Raw genomic sequence first — 23,267 nt, 5'->3', positions numbered from 1 at the left:
TTAACCATTTCCTTGCTCTATAAAACATTCCACAACCAGCAAAGGAATCACAGCTTTTACCTGATATTACTTATCTTTGTTTAAAAGTTACAGACACCTTTCATGAAAGTGATCAACCAAAATATAAGCATATTCCGAATCTCAAGGTTTTATCTTTCTCTATTCATGGTAATGAGTTCCCTGCTATTCTCCAAGCATAGCTTAGGACAGGGTATACAATTTACAGGAAGTGACCAACCTATTGAGAAGCGTACATCTGCAACTTTTTTTGCTGATAAGGCCCCGTCCTTCCATCGGCACTTCACGATTAACTTTGATCTTCAATTACCTAACAATGGTACTATTGGTTATATCATCCGGATTAAGGGGCATAATGAAAATTCAATTTATAACCTGTACTATGATCAAGAAAACGGGCATGCCGTGTTCCTTCTCAACGAAGAAGGCAAGACCAATCTGATTACCATGCGTATTCCCCTTGATAAACTCAAGGAAAAACACTGGTTTCCTATACAGTTACACTGCGACCTGCAGAATGAGCAGATCAGGCTGCAGATAGCCGATCAACCCGAGCAATCCGTCCATGCATCCTTTCCTTCCTCCTACTCTCCCACGATCATTTTCGGACGAAGCGAATATCTAATCGACGTCCCTTCTTTTGCCCTCCGCAATTTTCGTGTCGGTAATGATGAAAAAGAAATTGTATTCCAATTACGGGAAAGTCAGGGGGATAAACTACATGATGCGACGGGCGAAGTGCGGGGAACACTGACCAATGGAACCTGGTTATTGAACAATGCTTTTCAATGGCGTAAGCAGGCAACGATGCATTCGTCTACTCCCGCAGGATCGGCATATGATGCGAGAAAAAAATCCATCTATTATTTTAACCGCGATTCCCTACAGATTTATCAACTCCAGTCAGGAGAAATACGGACTATTTCCTTTCTGCAACCTTGCCCGATGCGGCTAAAACTCTGCAACAGCTTCATCGACGAGCAAGAGGATAGGCTATATGTCTATGAAACTTACTACGAAACGCCCTATAAAGGTCCCACTGTCGCCAGTCTAGATCTGAAGGAATTTATCTGGCGGATAGAAAGTAGCGATTATCCGCAGCGTGAGCTTAACCATCACGCGGCCTATTACCTGGAAGAAGATCGTAAACTCCTGTTATTCGGCGGTTTCGGTCAAATGACCTACAGTAATGATTTTTGTTATTACATGCTCCAGAGCAATAGCTGGTCTACACCGATGACAGCAACCGGCGATCCCATTATCCCCCGCTACTTTACTTCTATAGGTCGTTCAGTGGTTAATCAAAAGCTTTATATTTTTGGTGGTATGGGTAATGAGGCCGGTCAACATATTGTAGGACGTAAATATTTCTATGATTTGTACGAATTTGACCCTGCAGCCAATCGCATAACCAAACTTTGGGAGCTCGACCGCAAAGAAAACCTTTTCGTACCAGCGCGCGGACTTGTTATTCCCGATACCAACTGGATGTATATGCTGGGCTATCCGGAACATCTCACCCACTCGCATATCAAATTACGGAGATTTTCCATACAAGACGGACAACAGGAAGAGCTTGGCGACTCCATCCCTATATATTCGGACAAGATCAGTACCAATGCGAAGCTGAATTTCGATCCGCATCTCAAGCAACTTATCGCGCTTGTGCAAGAGTCGAATGATGATATACAGTCTACTCTTACGGTCTATAGCATAGATTTTCCGGCTATCAGTGAATCCGAACTGCACGCTTTCCCCGGAGAGCGCCAAAGGCGGAGCATATTGCCTTATTTCTTCACACTTCTCGGTGTTCTGTCTGTTGCTGCGGCGGTATACATCTTTTACAAGCGGCACCAGAAAAAGCAAATAACGATAAGCCACACTCCGATAGGCGAAACAAAACTCACTGCACAATCGTGGGCAAACCGGGTTTATCTTTTCGGTGACTTCACCGCTTTGGATAAACGAGGAAGAGATATTTCACATCTGTTCAGCACACGTTTACAACAGGTCTTTTGCCTTATCATGTTCCACAGTCACGCCGCAGGAATTAGCTCCAAATTACTCAGTCACCTTTTGTGGCCGGACAAGCCAAAGGATAAAGTCAAAACCTCGCGGGGTGTCGCTATCAATAATCTGCGAAAGGTATTAACGGAGATTGATGGTATTGAAATTATTTATGAAAATGGTCATTACCGAGTGGAATTCAGCAACATAGGCTATTGCGATTACTGGCATCTTAAGGAATTACTCAGGAATGGAGCCGACATCCTTTCACCAGAGATCGCTACAATTCTCGAACGTGGTGAATTTTTGTTGGGTATTGACGATTCGGTATTCGATAAAGCTAAACACGATTTGGAAAGCATGCTGATTGAAGCTTTTCAGGAGTCCATGTTAAAAAGCCGTGAACAACGGGACTGGTATGCTCTGTTTCAAGCAGCAAATATGCTCTTAAACATTGATCCCGTCAATGAGTTTGCGTTAGAAAATGGCTTATACGCTCTGAATAAAGGAAATATAGAAACCCGTCCTGCGGACTTCTACCAACGCTTTACAGAACAGTACAAACGATTAATAGGAGAAAATTATAGGTTGTCTTTTGAAGAGATATGGCAGAAAGCAACATAATAAAAACATCTATAACATACGACAAGAGGCGCTGAAAAGCGCCTCTTGTCGTATGTTACATATCGTCTTTACTTAAAGAGAATGGTAAATCTCCTTTGGCTGTACCTCGCGTAGTGTTAGGTTCTGCATTCATATCAAATCGCAGTGTGGCTCCTTTGATAAGTTCACTATGATTGATATAATTTTTTGTATAGTTTTTACCGTTCCACTTCATACTGTGGATATATTTATTTGTATCCGAATTATCAGGTGCTTCAATGATAACCTTATTTCCATTGGACAAGTGTACTGTAGCCTTCTTGAACAATGGTGCTCCCACAATATATTCATCGGTAGCCGGCGTAACAGGATAGAAACCTAATGCAGAAAACACATACCATGCCGATGTCTGTCCGTTATCTTCATCACCACAATAACCATCCGGATTAGGTGTATACATCCTTTTCATTGTCTCACGCACCCAATACTGTGCTTTCCAAGGTGTACCAATATAGTTATACAGGTAAACCATGTGTTGGATAGGTTGATTACCGTGCGCGTACTGTCCCATATTGGCAACTTGCATTTCTCGGATTTCATGAATAGGGAAACCATAGTAGGAATCATCGAAAACAGGAGGCAGAGTAAACACAGAATCCATCTTGATGCCCATAGCTTGATGCCCACCCATCAGTTTGGCCAATCCCTCTACGTCCTGAAAAACAGACCAAGTATAATGCCAGCTATTTCCTTCCGTAAAAGCATCTCCCCATTTAAAAGGACTGAAAGGCGTTTGGAAACTACCGTCCTTGTTTTTGCCACGCATCAACCCCGTAGCTGGGTCATATAACTTTTGGTAATTAAAAGCACGTTTTTTATAATATTCCTGTTCTTCTTTCGGTTTGTTCAATGCTTTTGCTAATTGATAAATAGCAAAGTCGTCATAGGCATATTCCAATGAGCGTGCTGCATTTTCATGGATTTTAACATCGTATGGTACGTAGCCCAATTCTTTGTAATATTCTGCACCTGCACGACCTACCGAAGTGATAGGGCCTGCATTGTTTGCCCCTTTTAGTAACGCTTCATACAGCACTTCAATGTCTGCCGAACGCACACCTTTTATCCATGCATCAGCTACAACAGATGCAGAGTTATTCCCTACCATACTGTTTCTATGACCAGGACTTGCCCATTCCGGCAACCAACCGCTTTCACGGTAAGCATTTGCTAACCCTTCCTGCATCTTTAAATTCATTTCCGGATACATCAGATTTAAGAAAGGAAACAGACTACGGAATGTATCCCAAATTCCTGTATCGGTAAACATGTAGCCTGGTAGAACCTGTCCGTTATACGGTGAATAGTGCATTACCTGTCCATTACCATCAATCTCATAGAACATCCGAGGAAACAGCAATGAGCGATACAGGCAAGAGTAAAATGTACGCATATCGTCAATGGAGCCACCTTCAATTTCAATCTTCTTCAATTCATTATTCCAGGTCTCTTCACCTTTCGCCACTCTTTCGTCAAAGGTTGTTCCATCCAATTCTTTTAGATTGAGATCCGCTTGCTCCGGCGAAATAAAAGAAGAAGCAACCTTCAACAACACCTGTTCTCCCGGTTTTGCAATCTGAAAGCCTACGATAGCCCCAACATGGTTTGCTTGTACTAAATACCGTCCATCAGTCAACACTGAATCAGCAAACGTAGCCACATTGGCAAATGGTCTATCAAATTCAAGAACAAAATAGTTTTTAAAGTTTTCAGGTACACCACCGCTGTTTTTAGTAGAATAGCCGATGATTTTTTGCTCCCGCGGAAGCACTTCGACAAAAGAACCTTTATCAAAAGCGTCAATCAGCACATAGCCTTCGTTGGTTTTCGGGAATGTAAAACGGAAATAAGCTGCTCTTTCGGTCGGGGTGATTTCTGTTTTCACATCATAATCAGCCAGGTAAACCGAATAATAATGAGGCTTGGCTATCTCAGCTTTATGCGAAAAATAGCTAGCTCGCTTATCTTGGTCAAATGTCTTGTTTCCCACCATGGGCATGATAGAGAATTGACCGTAATCATTGATCCAAGGCGAAGGTTGGTGGGTTTGTTTAAAGCCACGCAATTTCTCTGCGGTATATGTATACATCCACCCATCTCCCATTTTACCGGTCTGCGGACTCCAAAAATTCATCCCCCATGGCATCGCAATAGCCGGATAGGTATTTCCTGTAGATAAAGAGAATGATGACTGTGTACCCACTAAAGTACTAACCAGGTCAATAGGTTTATCTACCTTGTCAATCGTTTGCGCTTCTATCGAAAAAAGACTTCCCGACAAAAGCAATGTTGCTAATAGTTTTAACTTCATACAAGCAATAGGTTTACTTTATTTTTTTCACTAAGTTATAAAATAAAAACCAAAACAGTATTGCTAAAAGTATTTAGCAGAGTTAAGGAATCAAGATTAACTTACCAAACACATCCCCCATCTCCATCATCCGGTGTGCCCTCTCGGCCTCTACCAACGGAATAGATTTATAAACTTGTGGTCGATACTGCTGTCCCAACAGTGGCCAAATATGCTTCAATACATCATCTGCAAGCTCAATCTTAAAATCTAGTGAACGCGCTCGCAATGTACTTCCCGTTATCACAATACGCTTCTGCATAACTTTAAAAATATTAAGCTCTACTTTTCCTCCATTCACCGCATTGATATGCACCAGCCGACCATCTTCTGCCAAGAGTGCAATATGTTTACTGAAATAATCACCGCCAATACTGTCCAGTACCACATTCATATTTTCACTCTGCCATACTTCCGAAAAATCCTGAGTCCTATAATTAAGAACATGGTCAGCTCCCAGTTGTTCACAGTAGACAGCTTTTTCCTCCGACCCCGCTGTGACGTATACTTCCGCGCCCATAGCCTTGCAAAGCTGTATAGCCGCTGAGCCGATACCACCGGAGCCACCATGAATCAATATACGTTCATCTCGTTTTAACTTCCCTCTTCGGAACACATTATCCCACACCGTAAAAACAGTTTCCGGCAAACTTGCTGCTTCCACAAAAGTAAATCCCTCGGGCACCGGCAAACACATGCGATGGTGCACACTTGCATACTCTGCATATCCTCCTCCCGCAACCAAACAACAAACCTCATCCCCAACTTTCACCGTATCAACTTTTGCTCCTGTTTGTACGACCTCCCCTGCTATCTCTAATCCTGGAATATCCTGTACAACCCCTACAGGAGCAAGATAGTTTCCTTTACGCTGAAAAATATCCGGACGATTAACGCCAGCAGCGCTTACTTTTATCAAAACTTCTTCTTCCCGAATAATCGGAATAGGTCTTTCCACTACCTGCAATACTTCTGGCCCACCAAATTCTGTAATAATAACTGCTTTCATTTTTTTAGATGTTAGAGACTGGAGATTGGAAACCGAAGGTTAGAGATTTGATTACTTGTCCTTTATCACTGATTACTTATCACTTCTTTGGGTATTTCTGTAAGCGCATATTCAATGTTACCATAAAATATCTCCCCAGTCGGTTGTTACGGGCTTCATACATATCATTGCCGATATATTCGCTATACGTTCCCATATCCTTATTTTTATCCAACAAGTCAAACCCTTGCAAACGCAGCATCAACAGCCTATTTTTATTGAAAGAAAACTCCATATAGGCATTGATAATTGTCGGGCTATTGTTCATAAAGTCGCTCTCATAGCCTGCGTTAACACGCTGCGACATTTCACCCCCAATCGTCACGTAGTCCCCCAGATAACCTTTCGTTCCCGCACTCAGCAATAGACTATGTGCTGTAATTTTATTGACACTAGGCCATGTATAGCGGGCGTGGTTCAGCATATAATTAGTATTAAACGCCGATTCAAAATAATCACTCCAGCTATATCGTAACTGCAATGACTGCGAGTAGATAAACTGTCGGGTCGTGTTTTGCTTATCTTCCACATAAGAAAGATTATTGTAATAATCAGTATTGCCAACAATATCCAATTGTAGGCTTTCATTAAATACAGGCGTATTGAATAGAAAATACCATTTTAAGTCGTAATACCCACTCGTATTTTTAAATGTCGTTTCCTGTATTGTGGATCTTCCCGTTGCCTTTTTATCAGACACAATTTTGTTCAACACAAAATTATAGGCAAAATTGGTTTCAAAATATTGTCCTCTACTACTCACGAACTTACGCAGAGTCGTAGCAATCCTATTGGAAAATTCGGCTTTTAATTCCGGGTTTCCCACAACAATATTCTGGGAATTTGAGTTATCCCTCACGGGAATAATATGCATAAAGTTCGGTTGGTTATTTTTCCCCACATAATCCACGCTCCAATCCATTTCCTCACTAAAGCGCCATTTAAAACCGGCTGTCGGAACCAAATTCACATTTGAATACTCATAATGCATGTCTTCCCGTGGCAAATAACCCGAAAGTGTAAGCGGTTGAACCGCAAAACCAATATTAGCACGGAACGTTTTATCTGGGTTGTATTGATAGTTCAGACCAGCTCTGCTGCTATGAAAACGATAATTATAATTTACGTTCAAAGAGTCCACAAAGTGAGGAAAACCTGTTCCTCTAGATTGCAACCTATCTTCCACCAAGCGCATGGCACTCATATCCGTCAACTCATAGTTGTATGTTACTTCCAACAAGCTATGCTCCAAAAAAGGCTCTACGTAAGAAAAATTTGCTTTCACTCCATTCGTACCGTTCTTTTGACGAATAAATAACTCTTGTTCGAACCGGGATATAACAGGGTCAGTCTTTCTTTCATCTATCGTGCGATAAGTATCCCGGACATCTTCTTCCTTATCATGGTTATTGAAATTCAATGCTACATGTCCCAACAGTTTTCGTCCAGGCTTTCGAAAAGACTTGGCGTAAAGTACATCCAAATCCATATTGGGACTGGAGTTATAAGAAGAATCCCTATAATATCCATCATTCGTTATACGAATATTTTCAACCAACCTCTCTCTGATATTATCAACGCCCACCCGATTATAAGAAAAGACAGGTTTGACTTCCAACATATCATTATTTTTAAAGCGATGTTTAAACTCTGCTGTCAACCTATGGAAATTATCCTGCGTTTGTGTTTCGTAGGTTTCCTCGTTAGAAATTGAGTTCCCGATATAATTAGATTGAAGCCTCGAAATCCCTTTGGTCACATTCTCCTTGCGCGTGAAGCTATAACTTGCATTAAAAGATGTGCGCTCGGCTAAGTTGTCAGAAAAATTAAATCCAAGAGATTTGATATTGTTCAATCCATCTGTAGGATCCACGAAATCAACCGCATCAAAAAGAGAGCGTTCCCGCTCCCCCGCACCACTCGGCGACCCAAACGAAAACAGACTCGTATTCGTGTTATTTATAGAACCTACAATTGAAAATTCCTGTCCGTCGTTGAAACGATTCGCCCCAATGCTACCGATAAAACGTTCACTGGTACCAATACCCGCCGTAGCCTGTCCAAAAGATATACGTTTGCGATCTTCTCGCAATACAAAATTCAGTATTTTTTCGGGTTCCTCATTTTTTATGCCCCGCTCTTCTCCCATGTCCCCATAAAAATCAATCACTTGAACTTTCTGGATAAAATCTGCAGGAAGATTACGGGTAGCAGTCAAAACGTCACCTCCAAAAAACTTTTTCCCATCTACCTGCACCGAAGAAATCAACCTCCCATGTGCGTAGACCGACCCATCCCGCGACACCTGAATTCCAGGAAGTTGTTTTAAAGCCTCTTCCAGTAAAGCATTTTTCCTAAAGGAAAAGGCATCCATATTATATTGAATAGTATCGTTGAGATAGACAACAGGTATAGTTTTTACAATATTGACATGTTCGATCAACGAGGGCTGAGGAATCATGACTACATTGGGCATAAGGATAAAAGAAGTATTCCCAAAAAGTGGGACGTTCTTATAAACAAGTTGATGACCGATTAAACTATATGAGATCCGGATATCTTCTCCTTGTACCTGGGGAAATTTATAAAATCCTCTTTCAGAACTAATGACAACCAACGTATCTGTCTTACTAGTCATCCGGATGGTAACACCTTTCAGATGTACACCAGCCGTATCGACGACATATCCTTCGATATGCTTAGATGGCGATTGAGCCCCTACATAAAAGGGACAACATGCTAAAATGCATATCGTTAGCGAAAAAAAGAATATCAGACACCGATGCTTTTGCACAAAAACAACTTTTCCTTACGTTTGAGGTCAATATACAAAAAATTAACGTTTCACGAAAGTTATATTAATAACGAACATTCTGCTTTTTTTGTATAATCTATTGTTTCTTTGTCATATCTCCCGCAAAACTTGATTTGTCTGTTAAAAACAAATAAACGCATAAAAAACGGGCTGTTTAATAATTAAACAACCCGCTTTTCTATTATCTCTTCTTCTTAAAGACTATTCACCATCGAAAGTCACTTTCACCAAGTGTTTATCGATTTCCCATCTACCAGTTCCCTCTTCACCGATTACATCGAACAATTCAAGGATACGACGAGCAACATACTCCTCCTCTACTTGCTCTGCTAAGAACCACTGCACGAAATTAAAAGTAACATAGTCTTTTGTTTTCATACATTTGTCTGCAATGTTGTTAAACTGCTCCGTTACGAACATCTCTTGTTCCAAAGTTTGTTCGAAAACACCACGGAAGGAGTCAAAATCAACAGGGATATTGGAGATTTCCGGAGAGATCGGACGACCACCACGGCTACTGATGTAGTTGAAAAGTTTCAACATGTGTTCACGCTCTTCGTTGGATTGTTTTGCAAAGAAAGTAGCTGCATTGTCCAAGCCTTGATCGTCACACCACGCTGACATAGCCAAATACAATGCAGATGCATGTCCTTCAACTTTAACTTGGGCATTCAATATATTTTCAATCTCTTCGGATAAAGATGATTTTAATTTCAATAAATCTTTCATATCTGTTTTTTACTTATTTGTTCCTATCAATTACAACAATGTTTTCCTCCCATTGTTTGCTACAAAGATACAGTAGCTCAAGAAAAAATAAGCAAAAAAACTGCAATACGAATTCAGTCTAAATTAGATACACAAAACCGTAAGTTGTTTGGAATCAGTATAATTAAAAAGCAAGAATAGCATCCTTTCGAAGCATCTTCTTCACTTCGCTGTTGAGCTCAATCATAAACTTGGCACCTGCTAAAATCTCTCTTAAGTTGAGAATATCCTGCACAGAGAGAATAAAGCATCGTTCCGTACGGTGAGGCATAATAATTGCAAAATCTGAACTTCGCGATGTATCGGCCAACATGGATGCGACATCAATAGCATCAATACGTTTTTTGAACAAGAAAAAATCCGACACCTTAAAAGCAGTTGTCGTATCGTTGAATTCTAACCAATAACAGTTCTTACGGCTACATTGGTATACCGCTCCGTTGCTAGTCTGAAACACCTCTTCTACATGTGCTAATGGGCAAATCATCGTTCTCTCTCAATTTTTGCTGAGCAAATATAAACCTTATCTGTATTCAATCCAAATAAAAAAGCCAATCTTTTCGATTGGCTTTAAAAAAAATTTTTAATATACTAAAACTCGTCTTCCGGTGTGTTCAACAATTCCTTATGGTTGCTGACGTTTGTACGGGTTTTGGTTTTATGTTTATTGATTTGCCTTCGTAACGATTCTACAGCCACATCGGTCGCTTCCTCGAAACTTTTGGCCTGTGCTTTTGCAAACAACTGGCTTCCGGGAATATTTATCTTGAGCTCCACTATCTTATTAGCCTCATCTTCGACATTTTCCACACGCAAATAGCAGACGCCTTCAATAATATTATCTAAGAATTGCTCCAGTTTACCGGTTTTCTTCTTAATAAAATCAACCAATTTTTGATCTGCATCGAATTTGATAGATTGCACAGTAATGTTCATTTTTCCTCCTTTTTTTTAAGCCTTTGGATGGGCTTGTTTATAAATTGACTTCAATCTTTCAATAGAATTATGTGTGTACACCTGTGTTGCGGCCAAATTTGCATGGCCCAACAGCTCTTTTATAGCATTCAAGTCAGCACCATTATTCAACAATGTCGTGGCGAACGAATGCCGCAGCACATGCGGGCTTTTCTTATCCTGCGAAGTAATCTGCGACAGGTTTCGGTTTACGATACGGTATATCAACTCTCGATAAGCCGGCTTGCCTTCTTTCGTAACCAAAAGGTTCGGTGAATTGTTTTCATACCCTGCTGCATATTTGGCATGCAGGTATTTCTTGATCGTTTCCACTAATGTTGCGTGTATAGGCACATAACGCTCTTTGCTGCGTTTCCCGAAAATCAAGATCTTCTTATTGTACATATCCACATCACGTTCCTTTATAGCCAACAATTCAGCTAAACGTATACCCGTACCAAAAAGCAGCTCTAAAACCAACAAATCGCGTACCTCCTCAAAACTTTCCGGATTAGATTGCCTGTCCAGCAAATCCACCAATTTATCCTGCTCAACAACAACAGGTAATTTTTTCGGTGTCTTGAGCGCCTTCACCATATTGATGGGATTACTCTTGCTTAAGTTTTCACGCACTAAAAATTTATAAAAAGAACGTAAGGCTGAAATTGTACGGTTAATTGAGGAAGACTGTTTCCCGGAATCTTTCAACGTAGCCAGATAATGCCGCACTACCCGATAATCCACTTCCTCAAAAGCAATACTCTCCTGTTCCAAGAACGTCAAGAACACATCTATTTCCAACGTATATGCTGTCAGTGTATGCTCTGAATAGCGCTTCTCAAACTGCAGAAAATTTAAAAATCTTTGCTTATACATAACCGCCAACCTTCTCCCATAAAAATAACAAAAAGAAGGATACAAACAAATTTATTTCACAAAAAAAACAAAAAAGCCTGAACCATATTTCTACGGCTCAGGCTTTCCTTATTTATTATAGGCTCTTGCTTACAACTTGCTATTGATATCTACAGCATTCAATTCTTCGAAAGCTTGTGTCAGACGTGTAACAAATGCCTCCTCTCCTTTGCGTAACCATACGCGTGGATCGTAGTATTTTTTATTTGGTGAATCCGCTCCCTCGGGGCTACCGATCTGTCCTTGTAGGTAATCGTGGTTTTTCGCTTCGTAAGCACGAACACCATCCCAGAATGCCCATTGCATATCTGTATCGATATTCATCTTAACAGCTCCGTATGAAATCGCTTCCGCAATTTCCTCTGGTGAAGAACCAGAACCACCATGAAAAACAAAGTTAACTGGTTTTTCTGCTGCTAAGCTGTATTTCTCGCGGATATATTCTTGTGAGTTATGCAAGATAACCGGTTGCAATTTCACGTTGCCGGGTTTGTAAACCCCATGTACATTTCCAAAAGCTGCCGCTACTGTGAATTTATCTGATACTTTAGACAACTCTTCGTAAGCATAAGCCACTTCTTCCGGCTGTGTATATAATTTAGAACTATCCACATCCGAGTTATCCACGCCATCTTCTTCTCCACCTGTTACCCCTAACTCAATTTCTACTGTCATGCCAAGCGGTTTCATACGTGCCAAGTATTTCGCAGAAATTTCAATATTTTCTTCAATAGGCTCCTCTGATAAATCCAACATATGGGATGAGAACAAAGGTTTACCGTGCTGAGCAAAGAATTTTTCACCGGCATCCAACAAACCATCAATCCAAGGCAACAATTTTTTAGCAGCATGATCCGTGTGCAAGATAACCGCTACACCATAATGCTCAGCTAATAAATGAACGTGATGTGCTGCAGAGACTGCTCCCAGAACACAAGCTTTTAGATTATCATTATTCAATGTTTTCCCCGCGTAAAATTGGGCTCCTCCGTTGGATAATTGAATGATTACAGGAGAGTTCACAGCTTTTGCTGTTTCCATCACTGCATTAATCGAATTAGTACCGATTATGTTTACCGCAGGCAAAGCAAACTTATGCTGTTTAGCTATTTCAAATAATTCTTGAACTTGATCACCTGTCAAAACACCTTTAAAATCTTTTAGGCTCATATTTTATTATTTATTTTTTAATTATTCTATTTGATACGAATGACTAAAGGTAGATATAATTTTTTATTTCCGCAATCCATAGTGTAAAAAATACACTTACCCTTATTATGGATTCTCCTTTGAATCGCATCAACCGGATAGAAAATTACACATACCGTTCTTCCTTTTTTAAATATATTAATATCTTTGGTTATACGTATTGGGACAAATAAACTTTAGCATGCTACATATCTACGGAATTAAAAACTGTAACACAGTCAAAAAGGCATTAACTTGGTTAGAAGGAAACGGAATAAGCTACGAATTCCATGACTATAAAAAAGAACCTGCTACAGAAGAAAAGCTCAAACAGTGGGAAAAAGAAGTACAGTGGGAAGCCCTAGTCAATAAAAAAGGAACGACATGGCGAAAGTTATCAGCTGAAGAACAAGCCCAAGTTGTTGATGCACACACGGCAAACCAAGTGCTATTACAAAATAACAGTATGATAAAAAGACCTTTAATCGAATCCACCAAAGGCATTATTTTAGGTTTTGACGAAAAAGAATACCAAGACAAACTAAAATAAAGTGATGATATTACTTCACGTAACCTCGCTCACTTTCATAATTTTATAAACAATGATTAAGAAACTATTGGGATTAAGCTGCATGGGGCTCCTCTTATGGAGTACGGCTACTCAAGCGCAAAACAGCAGCATTTACGATTATACGGAGGCTTTCAACCCTATTTTCTACACACAAAACGGTACGCCTTACCGCTCTGCAAATGGTAAGCCGGGACACGCCTACTGGCAAAACAGTGCCGATTACGCTATCAAGGTATCCTTAGACGACAAAACGGATGGAGTCGCGGGCAAAGTAACCATCACCTATACCAATAATAGTCCTGACGAGCTGAGTTTTATATGGTTACAGCTCGACCAAAATTTATTCCATCAAGATTCGCGCGGACAGGCAGTTGTACCTTTAGAAGATAGCCGTTATGGTTCAGCTTCCAGTACATTCAACGGTGGGTTCACATTAGACAATATCCGTTTCGCAGATGGCACTCCTGCAAAATACGCTATCATCGACACACGCATGCGGCTGGAATTACCAGCGTCCCTAAAGCCACAAGGAGGCCAAATTTCTTTTGATTTAGACTTTTCTTATACCGTTCCGGAATACGGTGCAGACCGTACAGGAATACTTCCTACACAAAATGGTAAAATATATGCGATTGCGCAATGGTATCCACGCGTCTGTGTATACGATGACATCATAGGCTGGAATACAGAACCTTATACAGGCCCAGGTGAATTCTACCTTGAATTTGGTGATTACACAATAGAGGTTACCGCACCAGCCAACCATATTGTAGTTGCGGGCGGCGAATTGCTCAATCCGGAGGAAGTCTGGACACCAGAACAGCTAAAACGCTATCAGCAGGCACACAAAAGCGATAAAACAGTTATCATTCGTTCTGCCGAAGAGGTGGCAAATCCAGCTTCTCGTCCGAATAAATCTACGCTAACATGGAAATATAAGCTCCAACAGGCACACGATTTTGCATGGGCATCATCGACAGCATTCATCATCGACGGCGCTAAAATCAATAACCCAAGCGGAAAAACGGCTTTGGCACTTTCGGCTTATCCGGTGGAAAGCAATGGAAACAATGCTTGGGAACGTTCGACAGAATATACCAAAGCATCCATTGAATATTATAGCAACAAGTGGTTTGAATACCCCTATCCGGTTGCTGTAAACGTAGCGTCCAATGTTGGCGGCATGGAATATCCTGCCTTGTCTTTCTGTGGTCATAAGGCCCGCGGAGGAAGCTTGTGGGGTGTTACTGACCACGAATTCGGACACAACTGGTTCCCGATGATTGTCGGCAGCAATGAGCGTCTGCATGGTTGGATGGACGAGGGCTTCAATACCTTTATCAACCAACTATCAACAGAAGCTTTTAACAAAGGCGAATATCACAGACGTATGGGAAATAGAAATAGCATCACTCCTGCCCTTTTCAACGATAACTTGGAACCTGTTATGTCTTCGCCTCAAAACATGAAAGAGCGCAACATCGGTATCCTCGTTTATTATAAACCTGGATTTGGTCTGCGGTTATTGCGCGATGAAATCATCGGAGCGGAGCGTTTTGACAAAGCTTTTCGGAATTATATAGCTGCCTGGGCTTACAAACACCCAACCCCAGACGATTTTTTTCGCACTATGGAAAATGAAACCGGCGAAAACTTAAGCTGGTTCTGGCGAGGCTGGTTCCAGAATAACTGGAAATTGGATCAGGCTATAAGCAATGTGGACTATGAAAATTTTGACGCCAAGAACGGTGCGCGCATCACTATTGAAAACCTGCAAAAGCTTCCGATGCCAGTGGTCATCGAAGCAACAACAGAATCCGGTAAAAAAGTACGTAAGAAACTGCCTGTTGAAGTCTGGCAACGTAATCAAACCTGGACATTCAAACTAGACACGACGGAACCATTAACAAAAGTAGTAATCGATCCCGATCAGGTTTATCCAGATATCAATCCGGATAATAATGTATGGCAAAAAAAATAGAAGAACCATACAACAAACAAAACACACATGAACACATATAAATATATCCGTCATATTCTCCTGTTAGCATTGCTCTTCAGCGTAGCTATCGCTACAGCCCAGACACATACCATTAAAGGTATCGTTCATGAGCTGGAAAGCAGCCAACGTATCCCTGGTGTTAAAGTAAAGAATCTACGGACAGCGGAGGAAACACTCACAGATAGAGAAGGACAATTCCATATTGAGGGACAGATAAACGACTATCTTACCCTCACACAATCTGGTTATGAGGTGGATACCGCCTTTATTTACCAAGAAGGTATCCAACGCATTTACCTTGTCCGCGATGAGAAAGCCATTGTCATAGATGAAATCGTAGTCAGTCGTTTAACGGATAGCCGCTTGGTCTATGAAATTGCAAAGGCCAAACAACAAGGACAGGTCTCTGAAGCTAGCCAACACCGAGGTGGCCTGCGCTTATCCCCTTCCCGTCTGTTTGGCAAACAGGGAAAATTAGCACGTCAGAATCTCGATCTGCTTCTCCGAGAACAAAACGACAGAAGAGTAGACCGTCTATTCAGCAAGCAATTAATAATTGGCATTGTACCACTTGATGATGCTGAACTAGCACTATTCCGAGAGCAATTCCGCCCTACGCAGGAGTTCATGGAAACAGCCTCTCCGGAGGATATCCGTGCCTATATTTTAGAATCATACAGTAAATTCAAATCGAACAACAAATAAACAACTAACCCTATAAATACCATGCTTTATAAAAAATCTATTCCTCAGATTATTCAGGAAGCCAGAGAAAGTGGTGAACATACCCTTAAACGAACATTAACCAGCACAGGGCTAATCTCCCTAGGCGTGGGGGCTATCATCGGTGCCGGGCTTTTCTCCTTAACTGGTATCGCCGCAGCTGAAAATGCAGGACCCGCCGTTATCATTTCATTTATCGTAGCCGCTTTGGCCTGTTCTTTTGCCGGATTATGTTATGCAGAATTTGCATCCATGATCCCAGTTGCAGGAAGTGCATACACCTATTCCTATGCAACCATGGGCGAATTCATGGCCTGGATTATTGGCTGGGATCTGGTTCTGGAATATGCCCTTGCCAGTGCCACGGTTGCTGTCAGCTGGTCGCAATATTTCAACCAACTACTGATGACCTTTGGTATGTCCATTCCAGACAACTTCTTAAAAGGACCTTGGGAAGGCGGTATTGTCAACGTTCCGGCCATCATTATAGTTTGCTTGCTTTCGCTCCTACTTATGCGCGGAACCAAGGAATCATCAACCGTAAACAACATTCTTGTTATCTTAAAAGTCAGTGTTGTATTGATTTTCATCGCTTTGGGTTGGAGTTTTATTGACTCAGCAAATCACGACCCATTCATTCCTGCTAATACAGGTGAAGAAATGGTAAAAAGCGGCGAAATGGGACTTTGGGCTTTCTTAAAAAGTGAACACTTTGGTGAGTTTGGTATCAGCGGCATCTTACGGGCTGCAGGAGTATTGTTCTTTGCATTTATAGGATTTGATGCCGTAAGTACTGCTGCTCAGGAAGCAAAAAATCCCCAAAAAGGGATGCCAATAGGTATAATCGGTTCTTTGGTCATCTGTACGATCCTTTATGTATTGTTTGCCTATGTCATGACAGGATTGGAAAATTATAAAGTTTTTGCCGGTGACGCCAAACCTGTTGCTACAGCTTTCGCAAAGACTGGATATACTTTCCTGAACACGGCACTTATCATCACCATTATTGCTGGCTATACGTCGGTAATCTTGGTTATGCTACTTGGACAAAGTCGTGTATTCTATTCCATGAGTAAAGATGGTTTACTGCCTAAAATATTTTCGGACCTTTCTAAAAATCAAACTCCTTGGAAGACCAACCTTATTTTCATGGTCTTTGTTTCCATATTTGCTGGGTTTGTTCCAGTTTCCGACTTAGGACACATGGTCAGTATAGGTACGCTTTTCGCTTTTGCGTTGGTGTGTATTGGTGTGCTTGTGTTGCGCAAAAGCAGTCCGGATATCGAAAGACCTTTCAAAACACCTTTTGTTCCTGTTATTCCTATTTTAGGAGTAATAGTCTGTGTAGTATTGATGGCGTCATTACCTATAGAAAGCTGGGAACGCTTGGGCATATGGTTACTTCTTGGTCTAGTAATCTATATTTTCTACAGCAAAAAACACAGTAAAATACGCCAGCAGGCACAGAATAAAGGAGAACAAAATGTTTAATAAAAGAATCATATTGTTTATTACGGTTGCTATATACACAATGACCGTTTTTGCCCAGAAAACCGATCGCAAATTGGAAAACCTTCTGCTTGAACAAGTGAAGGATTTCCAAGGCGACATAGGTATTTATGTATACCACAGCAAGAAAAACACATCTGTAGCGATAAATGCAGACACGATTTATCCTACAGCTAGCATCGTGAAAGTGCCAATTCTGGTCGGTGTATTCAATAAAATAAATCAAGGCGAGTTGAAACTCTCCGATTCATATCGCTATGATGCAAAACGTGCATATGGAGGCTCTGGACTGATGCAGTTTTACAAAGACAGTGCGCAGACGGATTTATCCACCATGGTCTCGCTTATGTTGACTTATAGCGATAATGTCACTTCCATCTGGTGTCAGGAACTTTCTGGAGGTGGCGCTACGATCAATCAGCTGATGGACGAATTAGGGCTTCCAAATACTAAAGTAAATTCACGCACCGAAGGACGTGAAGAAATATGGAAAAAGTATGGCTGGGGACAGACCACCCCTCGTGAAATCGTAGAACTGATGCGATTGATACGCGAAGGAAAAGCATTGAACCCACGCCTTTCTGATAAGATGTACCGCTATTTGAAGAACCAGTTCTACAACGGACGTTCGCTTTCCCAGATTCCTGCACACATCGCTACTGCATCCAAAACCGGATCAGTAGATGATGCCCGTGGCGAGGTTGTCGTTGTCCACGCTCCTTCCGGAGATTATATGTTTTCAGTACTGACAAAAAACAACAAAGACCAGAGTTGGACAGATACTAATGAAGCAGAGGAATTAACACGTAAAATATCCCATCTGCTTTGGGATTATTTTGAGCCCAAACAACGGTTTAAAGCTTACGAACCAGTACTATAATAAAAAAGTGGATGATTTAATCATCCACTTTTTTATTATATTTAAGACCAAAACCAACTTATATGTTAGATATTCGGAATATTGTAAAACAATACAGCAATCATCGTGCATTGGACGATGTTTCCCTTCATGTGCCTAAAGGAAGTATTTTTGGCTTATTGGGGCCTAACGGAGCAGGAAAAACTTCCCTCATTCGTATCATCAACCAGATTACCGCTCCCGATAGCGGCGAAATTTATTTTGACGGCGAACTTCTCAACCCCAAACATATCGAACGCATCGGCTATCTGCCTGAAGAACGCGGACTGTACAAGAAAATGAAGATTGGCGAACAAATGATTTACCTCGCCCAGTTGAAAGGTCTGGAAAAACAAGAGGCCATACGCCGTATCAAATATTGGTTTGAAAAACTCAACATGGATACTTGGTACGATAAGAAAGTCGAAGACCTCAGTAAAGGAATGCAGCAAAAGGTACAATTTGTTGCAACAGTTGTCCATGAGCCAGATTTGATTATCCTTGACGAACCCTTCTCCGGTTTTGACCCGGTCAATGCGCAGATTATCCAGGAGGAAATTTTGGAACTCAACAAGAAAGGAGCAACCATCATCTATTCTACGCATCGCATGGAGTCTGTCGAAGAGTTGTGTGACAACATTGCGCTCATCAACAAATCACATAAAATTCTGGACGGAGCTGTAAAAGACATCAAGCGCTCTTACCGTAATCAGACCTTTACAATCGAATACGAACCGAAAGTAAGCAATGGCTTGACCTTAACCCATACAGACTTGTTTGAAATCGTATCCGAAAATACAACAGAAGAACAAACCGAAATCACCATCCGTATTGATGCTTCTAAATCATTGAACGAGATCTTGCTCTATCTTATTCCTCAGGTCGAGATCCATCAAATCAAAGAGATAATTCCATCCATGCACGATATTTTTATTAACCAAGTCACGCAATCTTCTACTTCCAACACCGCAAATCATGAATAAGATATTACTCATCATAAACCGCGAATACTTTAGCCGCGTCAAGAAGAAATCTTTCTTGCTTGCTACCTTTCTTGTACCGCTGTTTTTCATTGGTATGTATTTCGCAGTATTCTACCTAACGATGAAAAGCTTTGAGGACAATCACGCTATCATTCACGTTGTAGATCAAGAAGGGAGTATCAGTGAACAGCTGAAGAGCAACAAAAACATCACATATTCCTTTTCAAAAGAGGATTTACAGCAACAGATCGAAGAACTGAAACAAAAGGAAAAAAACAACAATCTCCTAATTATTCCTGCTGATTTTTATACCTCTCGCAGAATTGAGCTCCTTTCCTCAGGCAAACCCAATATGGCCACACTGGGAGAAGTAAGAACACAACTGCGGGATATTATCCGTAACGAACAGTACCGTAAAATGGGATTTAATGTTGATAGCATTCGTAACATCGACGACAAAATTCAAATCGCAGCAAAAGAAGTCACCGAAACAGGAGATGCCAAAGAAAGCCACACCGAGGTAGCGATGGGTATTGCGATGGCACTATCTTTCCTTATCTACCTATCGTTAGTCCTTTTCGGAACGCAGGTGATGCGCGGAATCATTGAAGAAAAAACAAGCCGTATTGTTGAGGTTATTATTTCTTCTGTCAAACCATTCCAGCTGATGATGGGTAAAATCATTGGTATAGGTATGGTTGGTATCACGCAGTTTGCTCTTTGGATATTACTTTCCTTTGGTTTGATTACCATTGCGACCTCTGCTTTATTAGGCAACAAAGATACCGCTCAGCAAGCTATGGAACAGTCTATGCCAGATATGGCGAATGCCCAGATAGAGGCCAGCAAATCGGGCTTTGATATTAGTGCAGCCTTAGAATCAGTTAACTTCCCCGAGCTATTGATATGCTTTTTTATATTCTTCTTGGGGGGATACCTATTGTACAGCGCCTTATTTGCGGCTGTAGGTTCTGCAGTCGATAATGAAACCGAAGCCGGACAATTCACTATGCCAATTACCATGCCTCTGCTCATACCTTATGTGCTTTCCTTCGGTGTGCTGGTTAACGATCCTCACGGTCCTATTGCCACTTGGTTGAGCTTTATACCATTAACCTCTCCAATTGCTATGCTGGTTCGTATACCTTTCGGTGTACCCCTCTGGCAGATTATCGTCTCAGCACTCCTACTTATAGGAGGTTTCATATTTACAACATGGGTAGCAGCACGTATCTATCGTGTAGGAATCCTCATGTATGGTAAAAAAGCAAGTTTCAAAGAACTAATCAAATGGTTTAGACGCAGCGCTTAAATTAAATATTACAACAAGAAAAGAGAAAACTCTCGCAATGATGCTTTTTTCAAAAACGGTTTTTTGTCGTTAAAATATAATTTGCACTTTTGCGCATAGAATACTGGTTTATTTTATGCGCAATTTTGCTTTATTTGACTTTAAGCAAAAGGTCAACTACAAAAACGAGGTCTTAGCTGGTTTAACCGTAGCTATGACCATGATTCCTGAATCCCTATCCTTTGCTATTTTTGCGGGTTTATCTCCTCTTACCGGACTTTATGCGGCTTTCCTTATGGGGTTAATCACCGCTATTCTCGGCGGACGTCCCGGAATGGTCTCAGGTGGTGCAGGGGCAACCATTGTGGTTATGATGGCACTCATCAGCAGCCATGGAGTGGAATATCTCTTCGCCGCCGTTGCCCTGGCAGGCTTAATACAGATATTGGTCGGTATATTCAAATTAGGGAAATTCGTTAGACTTATTCCCGAACCTGTTATGTATGGATTCTTGAATGGTTTAGCTATCATCATTTTCATGGCGCAGATAGAACAGTTTAAAGCTGTTGACCAAGAACAATCCGCTTGGTTAGAAGGTACTCAACTTTGGTATATGCTAGGTTTGGTCTTATTAACCATTGTCATTATCCAATTTGTCCCCAAGCTGACCAAAGCAATTCCGGCTTCCCTCATTGCGATTGTCGTTATCTTTGCTGTCGTTTTGATTTTCCAAATTGACACCAAAACTGTAAAAGACATCGCACATATCAAAGGCTCCTTCCCTCCTTTTCATATCCCGGCAATCCCTTTCAATCTGGAAACGTTAGCTATTATTTTTCCATACGCTCTAATGATGGCCAGTGTTGGGCTTATCGAGAGTTTACTTACGTTGACTATCGTCGATGAGCTGACGGATACACGCGGCAACTCCAATCGGGAATGCATAGCGCAGGGTACAGCAAATATTGCTAATGGCTTCTTTTCAGGAATGGGCGGTTGTGCTATGATTGCCCAGACCTTCGTGAATCTCAACGCCGGTTCAAGGGCACGCCTTGGCGGAATCATCGGAGCATTGACCATATTATGTATCATCTTATTCGGCAGCAGCATTATCGAACAAATTCCGATGGCTGCTTTGGTCGGTGTGATGATGATGGTCGCCATCAGTACGTTCAAATGGGGAACTTTCGGCATGCTTAACAAGATGCCAAAATCCGATATGTTTGTGTGCATCACTGTGGCAGCGATTACAGTCATTCTTCATAATCTCGCTTTAGCTGTGCTAGTTGGGGTTATCATATCTGCACTCGTATTTGCCTGGGATAATGCCAAGATGATCCGTGCAAGAAAGCATGTAGACGCTGACGGCATCAAGTATTATCATATTTATGGGCCGTTGTTTTTCGGTTCAGCTACGACTTTTATGCAAAAATTCGACATTGCGACCGATCCACAACAGGTCATTATCGACTTTAGTGAAAGCAGAATCGTCGATATGTCCGCCCTCGAAGCCTTGAAAAAGATACAAGATCGTTATCACGCTTTAGGCAAACAGGTCTATTTGCAACAGGTTAACGACGACGGCAGGCGATTGATTGAAAACACAAAAGGAACAATCACCTTTAAGTTCAAGTAACAATAATCCAGAAATAAAATTTGTTTTATTTTATAACAAAACATGCTAACTTTAAAATAAAGTGACAGTGGCTATGGCAGTGAAGATAGTGATAAGGAATATTGCTTCCATCACCTCCATAACTTCGTTCACTTCCATAACTTTATTATTCACTTTAATCTATATGTCACACAATGAAAACCACCTCTCCCGACACTGAAAAGAAAAAATCTGGCATCTTCGCCCGTATTATAAGCTGGCTATTGGTCATTCTGATTTTGGGCCTTGGCGGTTATGTATATTACCGATACTACTTCGTCTTCGGTGAAGGCGTAAAATCAGGTTATCTGAACTACGCTGTAAAAAAAGGTAATCTCTTCAAAACCTATGAAGGCAAACTTATACAGGAAGGATTACGCACCAATCAGGTTGGTACTGGAGTTTCTAACAATGAATTTGAGTTTTCCGTAGAAAGCGACTCCATCTTTAAAATCCTCGAGGTCAATAGCGGCAAATATTTTGACCTGCACTACAAAGAGTATCATGGGGTATTACCTTGGCGAGGCAACACACGCTACGTTGTGGATGAGGTTGTCAATATGAGATAATAACCATTTTTCTTTCAACACAATTATATCACCATGTTACAAAGTTTGTTACATGGTGATTTTTTTTAGAAAACAAAAACTACTCAATCGATTGAGTAAGAATATTATTTTAAAATTCTATTTTTTAACATTACCTTAATATCACAATTGTAAATTCACAACCAACTAAAGTACACGTCTCTTAATAAAAGTAGGAATTATGGATTGCCTAAAGATATAGAGTTATTAAAATGTATTCAGGCGGATAATAGATTAGCTTTTGCAGAAATCGTAAAACGCTATTCTGCCGTCCTTTACCGATTCATTAATAAACGTATATCTGACAGCAATGACACACAAGA

18 protein-coding genes are annotated in these 23,267 nt (G+C 41.0%); 10 read left to right on the top strand and 8 right to left on the bottom strand.

Annotation, left to right across the window (positions count from 1 at the left end):
* Window positions 1-171 precede the first annotated feature (171 nt).
* A complete protein-coding gene (locus BM375_RS02815; protein ID WP_093363665.1) occupies window positions 172-2,649 on the top strand; it encodes a Kelch repeat-containing protein in 2,478 nt (825 codons plus the stop codon).
* A gap of 55 nt (window positions 2,650-2,704) precedes the next feature.
* Here the strand turns inward: BM375_RS02815 and BM375_RS02810 are convergent, their stop codons facing one another.
* From BM375_RS02810 to fbaA, 8 genes are all read right to left on the bottom strand, one after another.
* A complete protein-coding gene (locus tag BM375_RS02810; protein ID WP_093363664.1) occupies window positions 2,705-4,999 on the bottom strand; it encodes a GH92 family glycosyl hydrolase in 2,295 nt (764 codons plus the stop codon).
* Window positions 5,000-5,081: 82 nt separating this feature from the next.
* Complete coding sequence (locus BM375_RS02805; protein ID WP_093363663.1) at window positions 5,082-6,047, bottom strand: NAD(P)H-quinone oxidoreductase; 966 nt, start codon at window positions 6,045-6,047, stop codon at window positions 5,082-5,084.
* Between the two features lie 79 nt (window positions 6,048-6,126).
* Window positions 6,127-8,724, bottom strand: a complete 2,598-nt coding sequence (locus BM375_RS02800) for an outer membrane beta-barrel protein (RefSeq protein WP_093364040.1) — start codon at window positions 8,722-8,724, stop codon at window positions 6,127-6,129.
* Between the two features lie 378 nt (window positions 8,725-9,102).
* The gene (locus tag BM375_RS02795; protein ID WP_093363662.1) at window positions 9,103-9,630 is read right to left on the bottom strand and encodes a ferritin; all 528 of its coding nucleotides are present in this window, start codon (window positions 9,628-9,630) and stop codon (window positions 9,103-9,105) included.
* A gap of 163 nt (window positions 9,631-9,793) precedes the next feature.
* A complete protein-coding gene (locus BM375_RS02790; RefSeq protein ID WP_093363661.1) occupies window positions 9,794-10,156 on the bottom strand; it encodes a DUF6686 family protein in 363 nt (120 codons plus the stop codon).
* Window positions 10,157-10,260: 104 nt separating this feature from the next.
* Window positions 10,261-10,605 carry a ribosome hibernation-promoting factor, HPF/YfiA family gene (hpf, locus tag BM375_RS02785; protein ID WP_093363660.1) on the bottom strand — a complete coding sequence of 115 codons (345 nt, stop codon included), beginning with the start codon at window positions 10,603-10,605 and terminating at the stop codon, window positions 10,261-10,263.
* A gap of 15 nt (window positions 10,606-10,620) precedes the next feature.
* The gene (locus tag BM375_RS02780) at window positions 10,621-11,499 is read right to left on the bottom strand and encodes a tyrosine-type recombinase/integrase (RefSeq protein ID WP_093363659.1); all 879 of its coding nucleotides are present in this window, start codon (window positions 11,497-11,499) and stop codon (window positions 10,621-10,623) included.
* A gap of 129 nt (window positions 11,500-11,628) precedes the next feature.
* Window positions 11,629-12,708: a class II fructose-bisphosphate aldolase gene (gene fbaA, locus BM375_RS02775; RefSeq protein WP_093363658.1), complete on the bottom strand. Its 1,080-nt coding sequence runs from the start codon at window positions 12,706-12,708 to the stop codon at window positions 11,629-11,631.
* Window positions 12,709-12,928: 220 nt separating this feature from the next.
* Between fbaA and BM375_RS02770 the strand changes: the two genes are divergently transcribed.
* The 9 genes from BM375_RS02770 (at window position 12,929) to BM375_RS02730 (ending at window position 22,926) form a co-directional block, all read left to right on the top strand.
* Window positions 12,929-13,276 (top strand): ArsC family reductase, encoded by a 348-nt coding sequence (locus BM375_RS02770; protein ID WP_093363657.1) that lies wholly within the window; start codon window positions 12,929-12,931, stop codon window positions 13,274-13,276.
* 52 nt (window positions 13,277-13,328) lie between these two features.
* Complete coding sequence (locus BM375_RS02765; protein ID WP_093363656.1) at window positions 13,329-15,278, top strand: M1 family metallopeptidase; 1,950 nt, start codon at window positions 13,329-13,331, stop codon at window positions 15,276-15,278.
* Window positions 15,279-15,305: 27 nt separating this feature from the next.
* Entirely contained in the window at window positions 15,306-16,004 is a 699-nt protein-coding gene (locus tag BM375_RS02760; protein ID WP_093363655.1) for a hypothetical protein, read from the top strand.
* A gap of 21 nt (window positions 16,005-16,025) precedes the next feature.
* Window positions 16,026-17,513, top strand: a complete 1,488-nt coding sequence (locus tag BM375_RS02755) for an amino acid permease (RefSeq protein WP_093363654.1) — start codon at window positions 16,026-16,028, stop codon at window positions 17,511-17,513.
* The gene (locus BM375_RS02750; protein WP_093363653.1) at window positions 17,506-18,411 is read left to right on the top strand and encodes a serine hydrolase; all 906 of its coding nucleotides are present in this window, start codon (window positions 17,506-17,508) and stop codon (window positions 18,409-18,411) included. Before BM375_RS02755 ends, BM375_RS02750 begins: the two co-directional genes overlap by 8 nt.
* Before the next feature lie 62 nt (window positions 18,412-18,473).
* Window positions 18,474-19,412 (top strand): ABC transporter ATP-binding protein, encoded by a 939-nt coding sequence (locus BM375_RS02745; RefSeq protein WP_093363652.1) that lies wholly within the window; start codon window positions 18,474-18,476, stop codon window positions 19,410-19,412.
* Window positions 19,405-20,724: an ABC transporter permease gene (locus BM375_RS02740; protein WP_093363651.1), complete on the top strand. Its 1,320-nt coding sequence runs from the start codon at window positions 19,405-19,407 to the stop codon at window positions 20,722-20,724. Before BM375_RS02745 ends, BM375_RS02740 begins: the two co-directional genes overlap by 8 nt.
* A gap of 115 nt (window positions 20,725-20,839) precedes the next feature.
* Window positions 20,840-22,339 carry a SulP family inorganic anion transporter gene (locus BM375_RS02735; RefSeq protein WP_093363650.1) on the top strand — a complete coding sequence of 500 codons (1,500 nt, stop codon included), beginning with the start codon at window positions 20,840-20,842 and terminating at the stop codon, window positions 22,337-22,339.
* 173 nt (window positions 22,340-22,512) lie between these two features.
* Window positions 22,513-22,926, top strand: coding sequence for a hypothetical protein (locus tag BM375_RS02730; protein WP_093363649.1), 414 nt, complete (start codon window positions 22,513-22,515; stop codon window positions 22,924-22,926).
* Window positions 22,927-23,267 lie beyond the last annotated feature (341 nt).

The organism is Sphingobacterium wenxiniae, assembly GCF_900116225.1.
GTDB classification, from domain to species: Bacteria; Bacteroidota; Bacteroidia; order Sphingobacteriales; family Sphingobacteriaceae; genus Sphingobacterium; species Sphingobacterium wenxiniae.
Note: the sequence above shows the minus strand (reverse complement) of the source record. Positions and strands in the feature narration are given on the sequence as shown.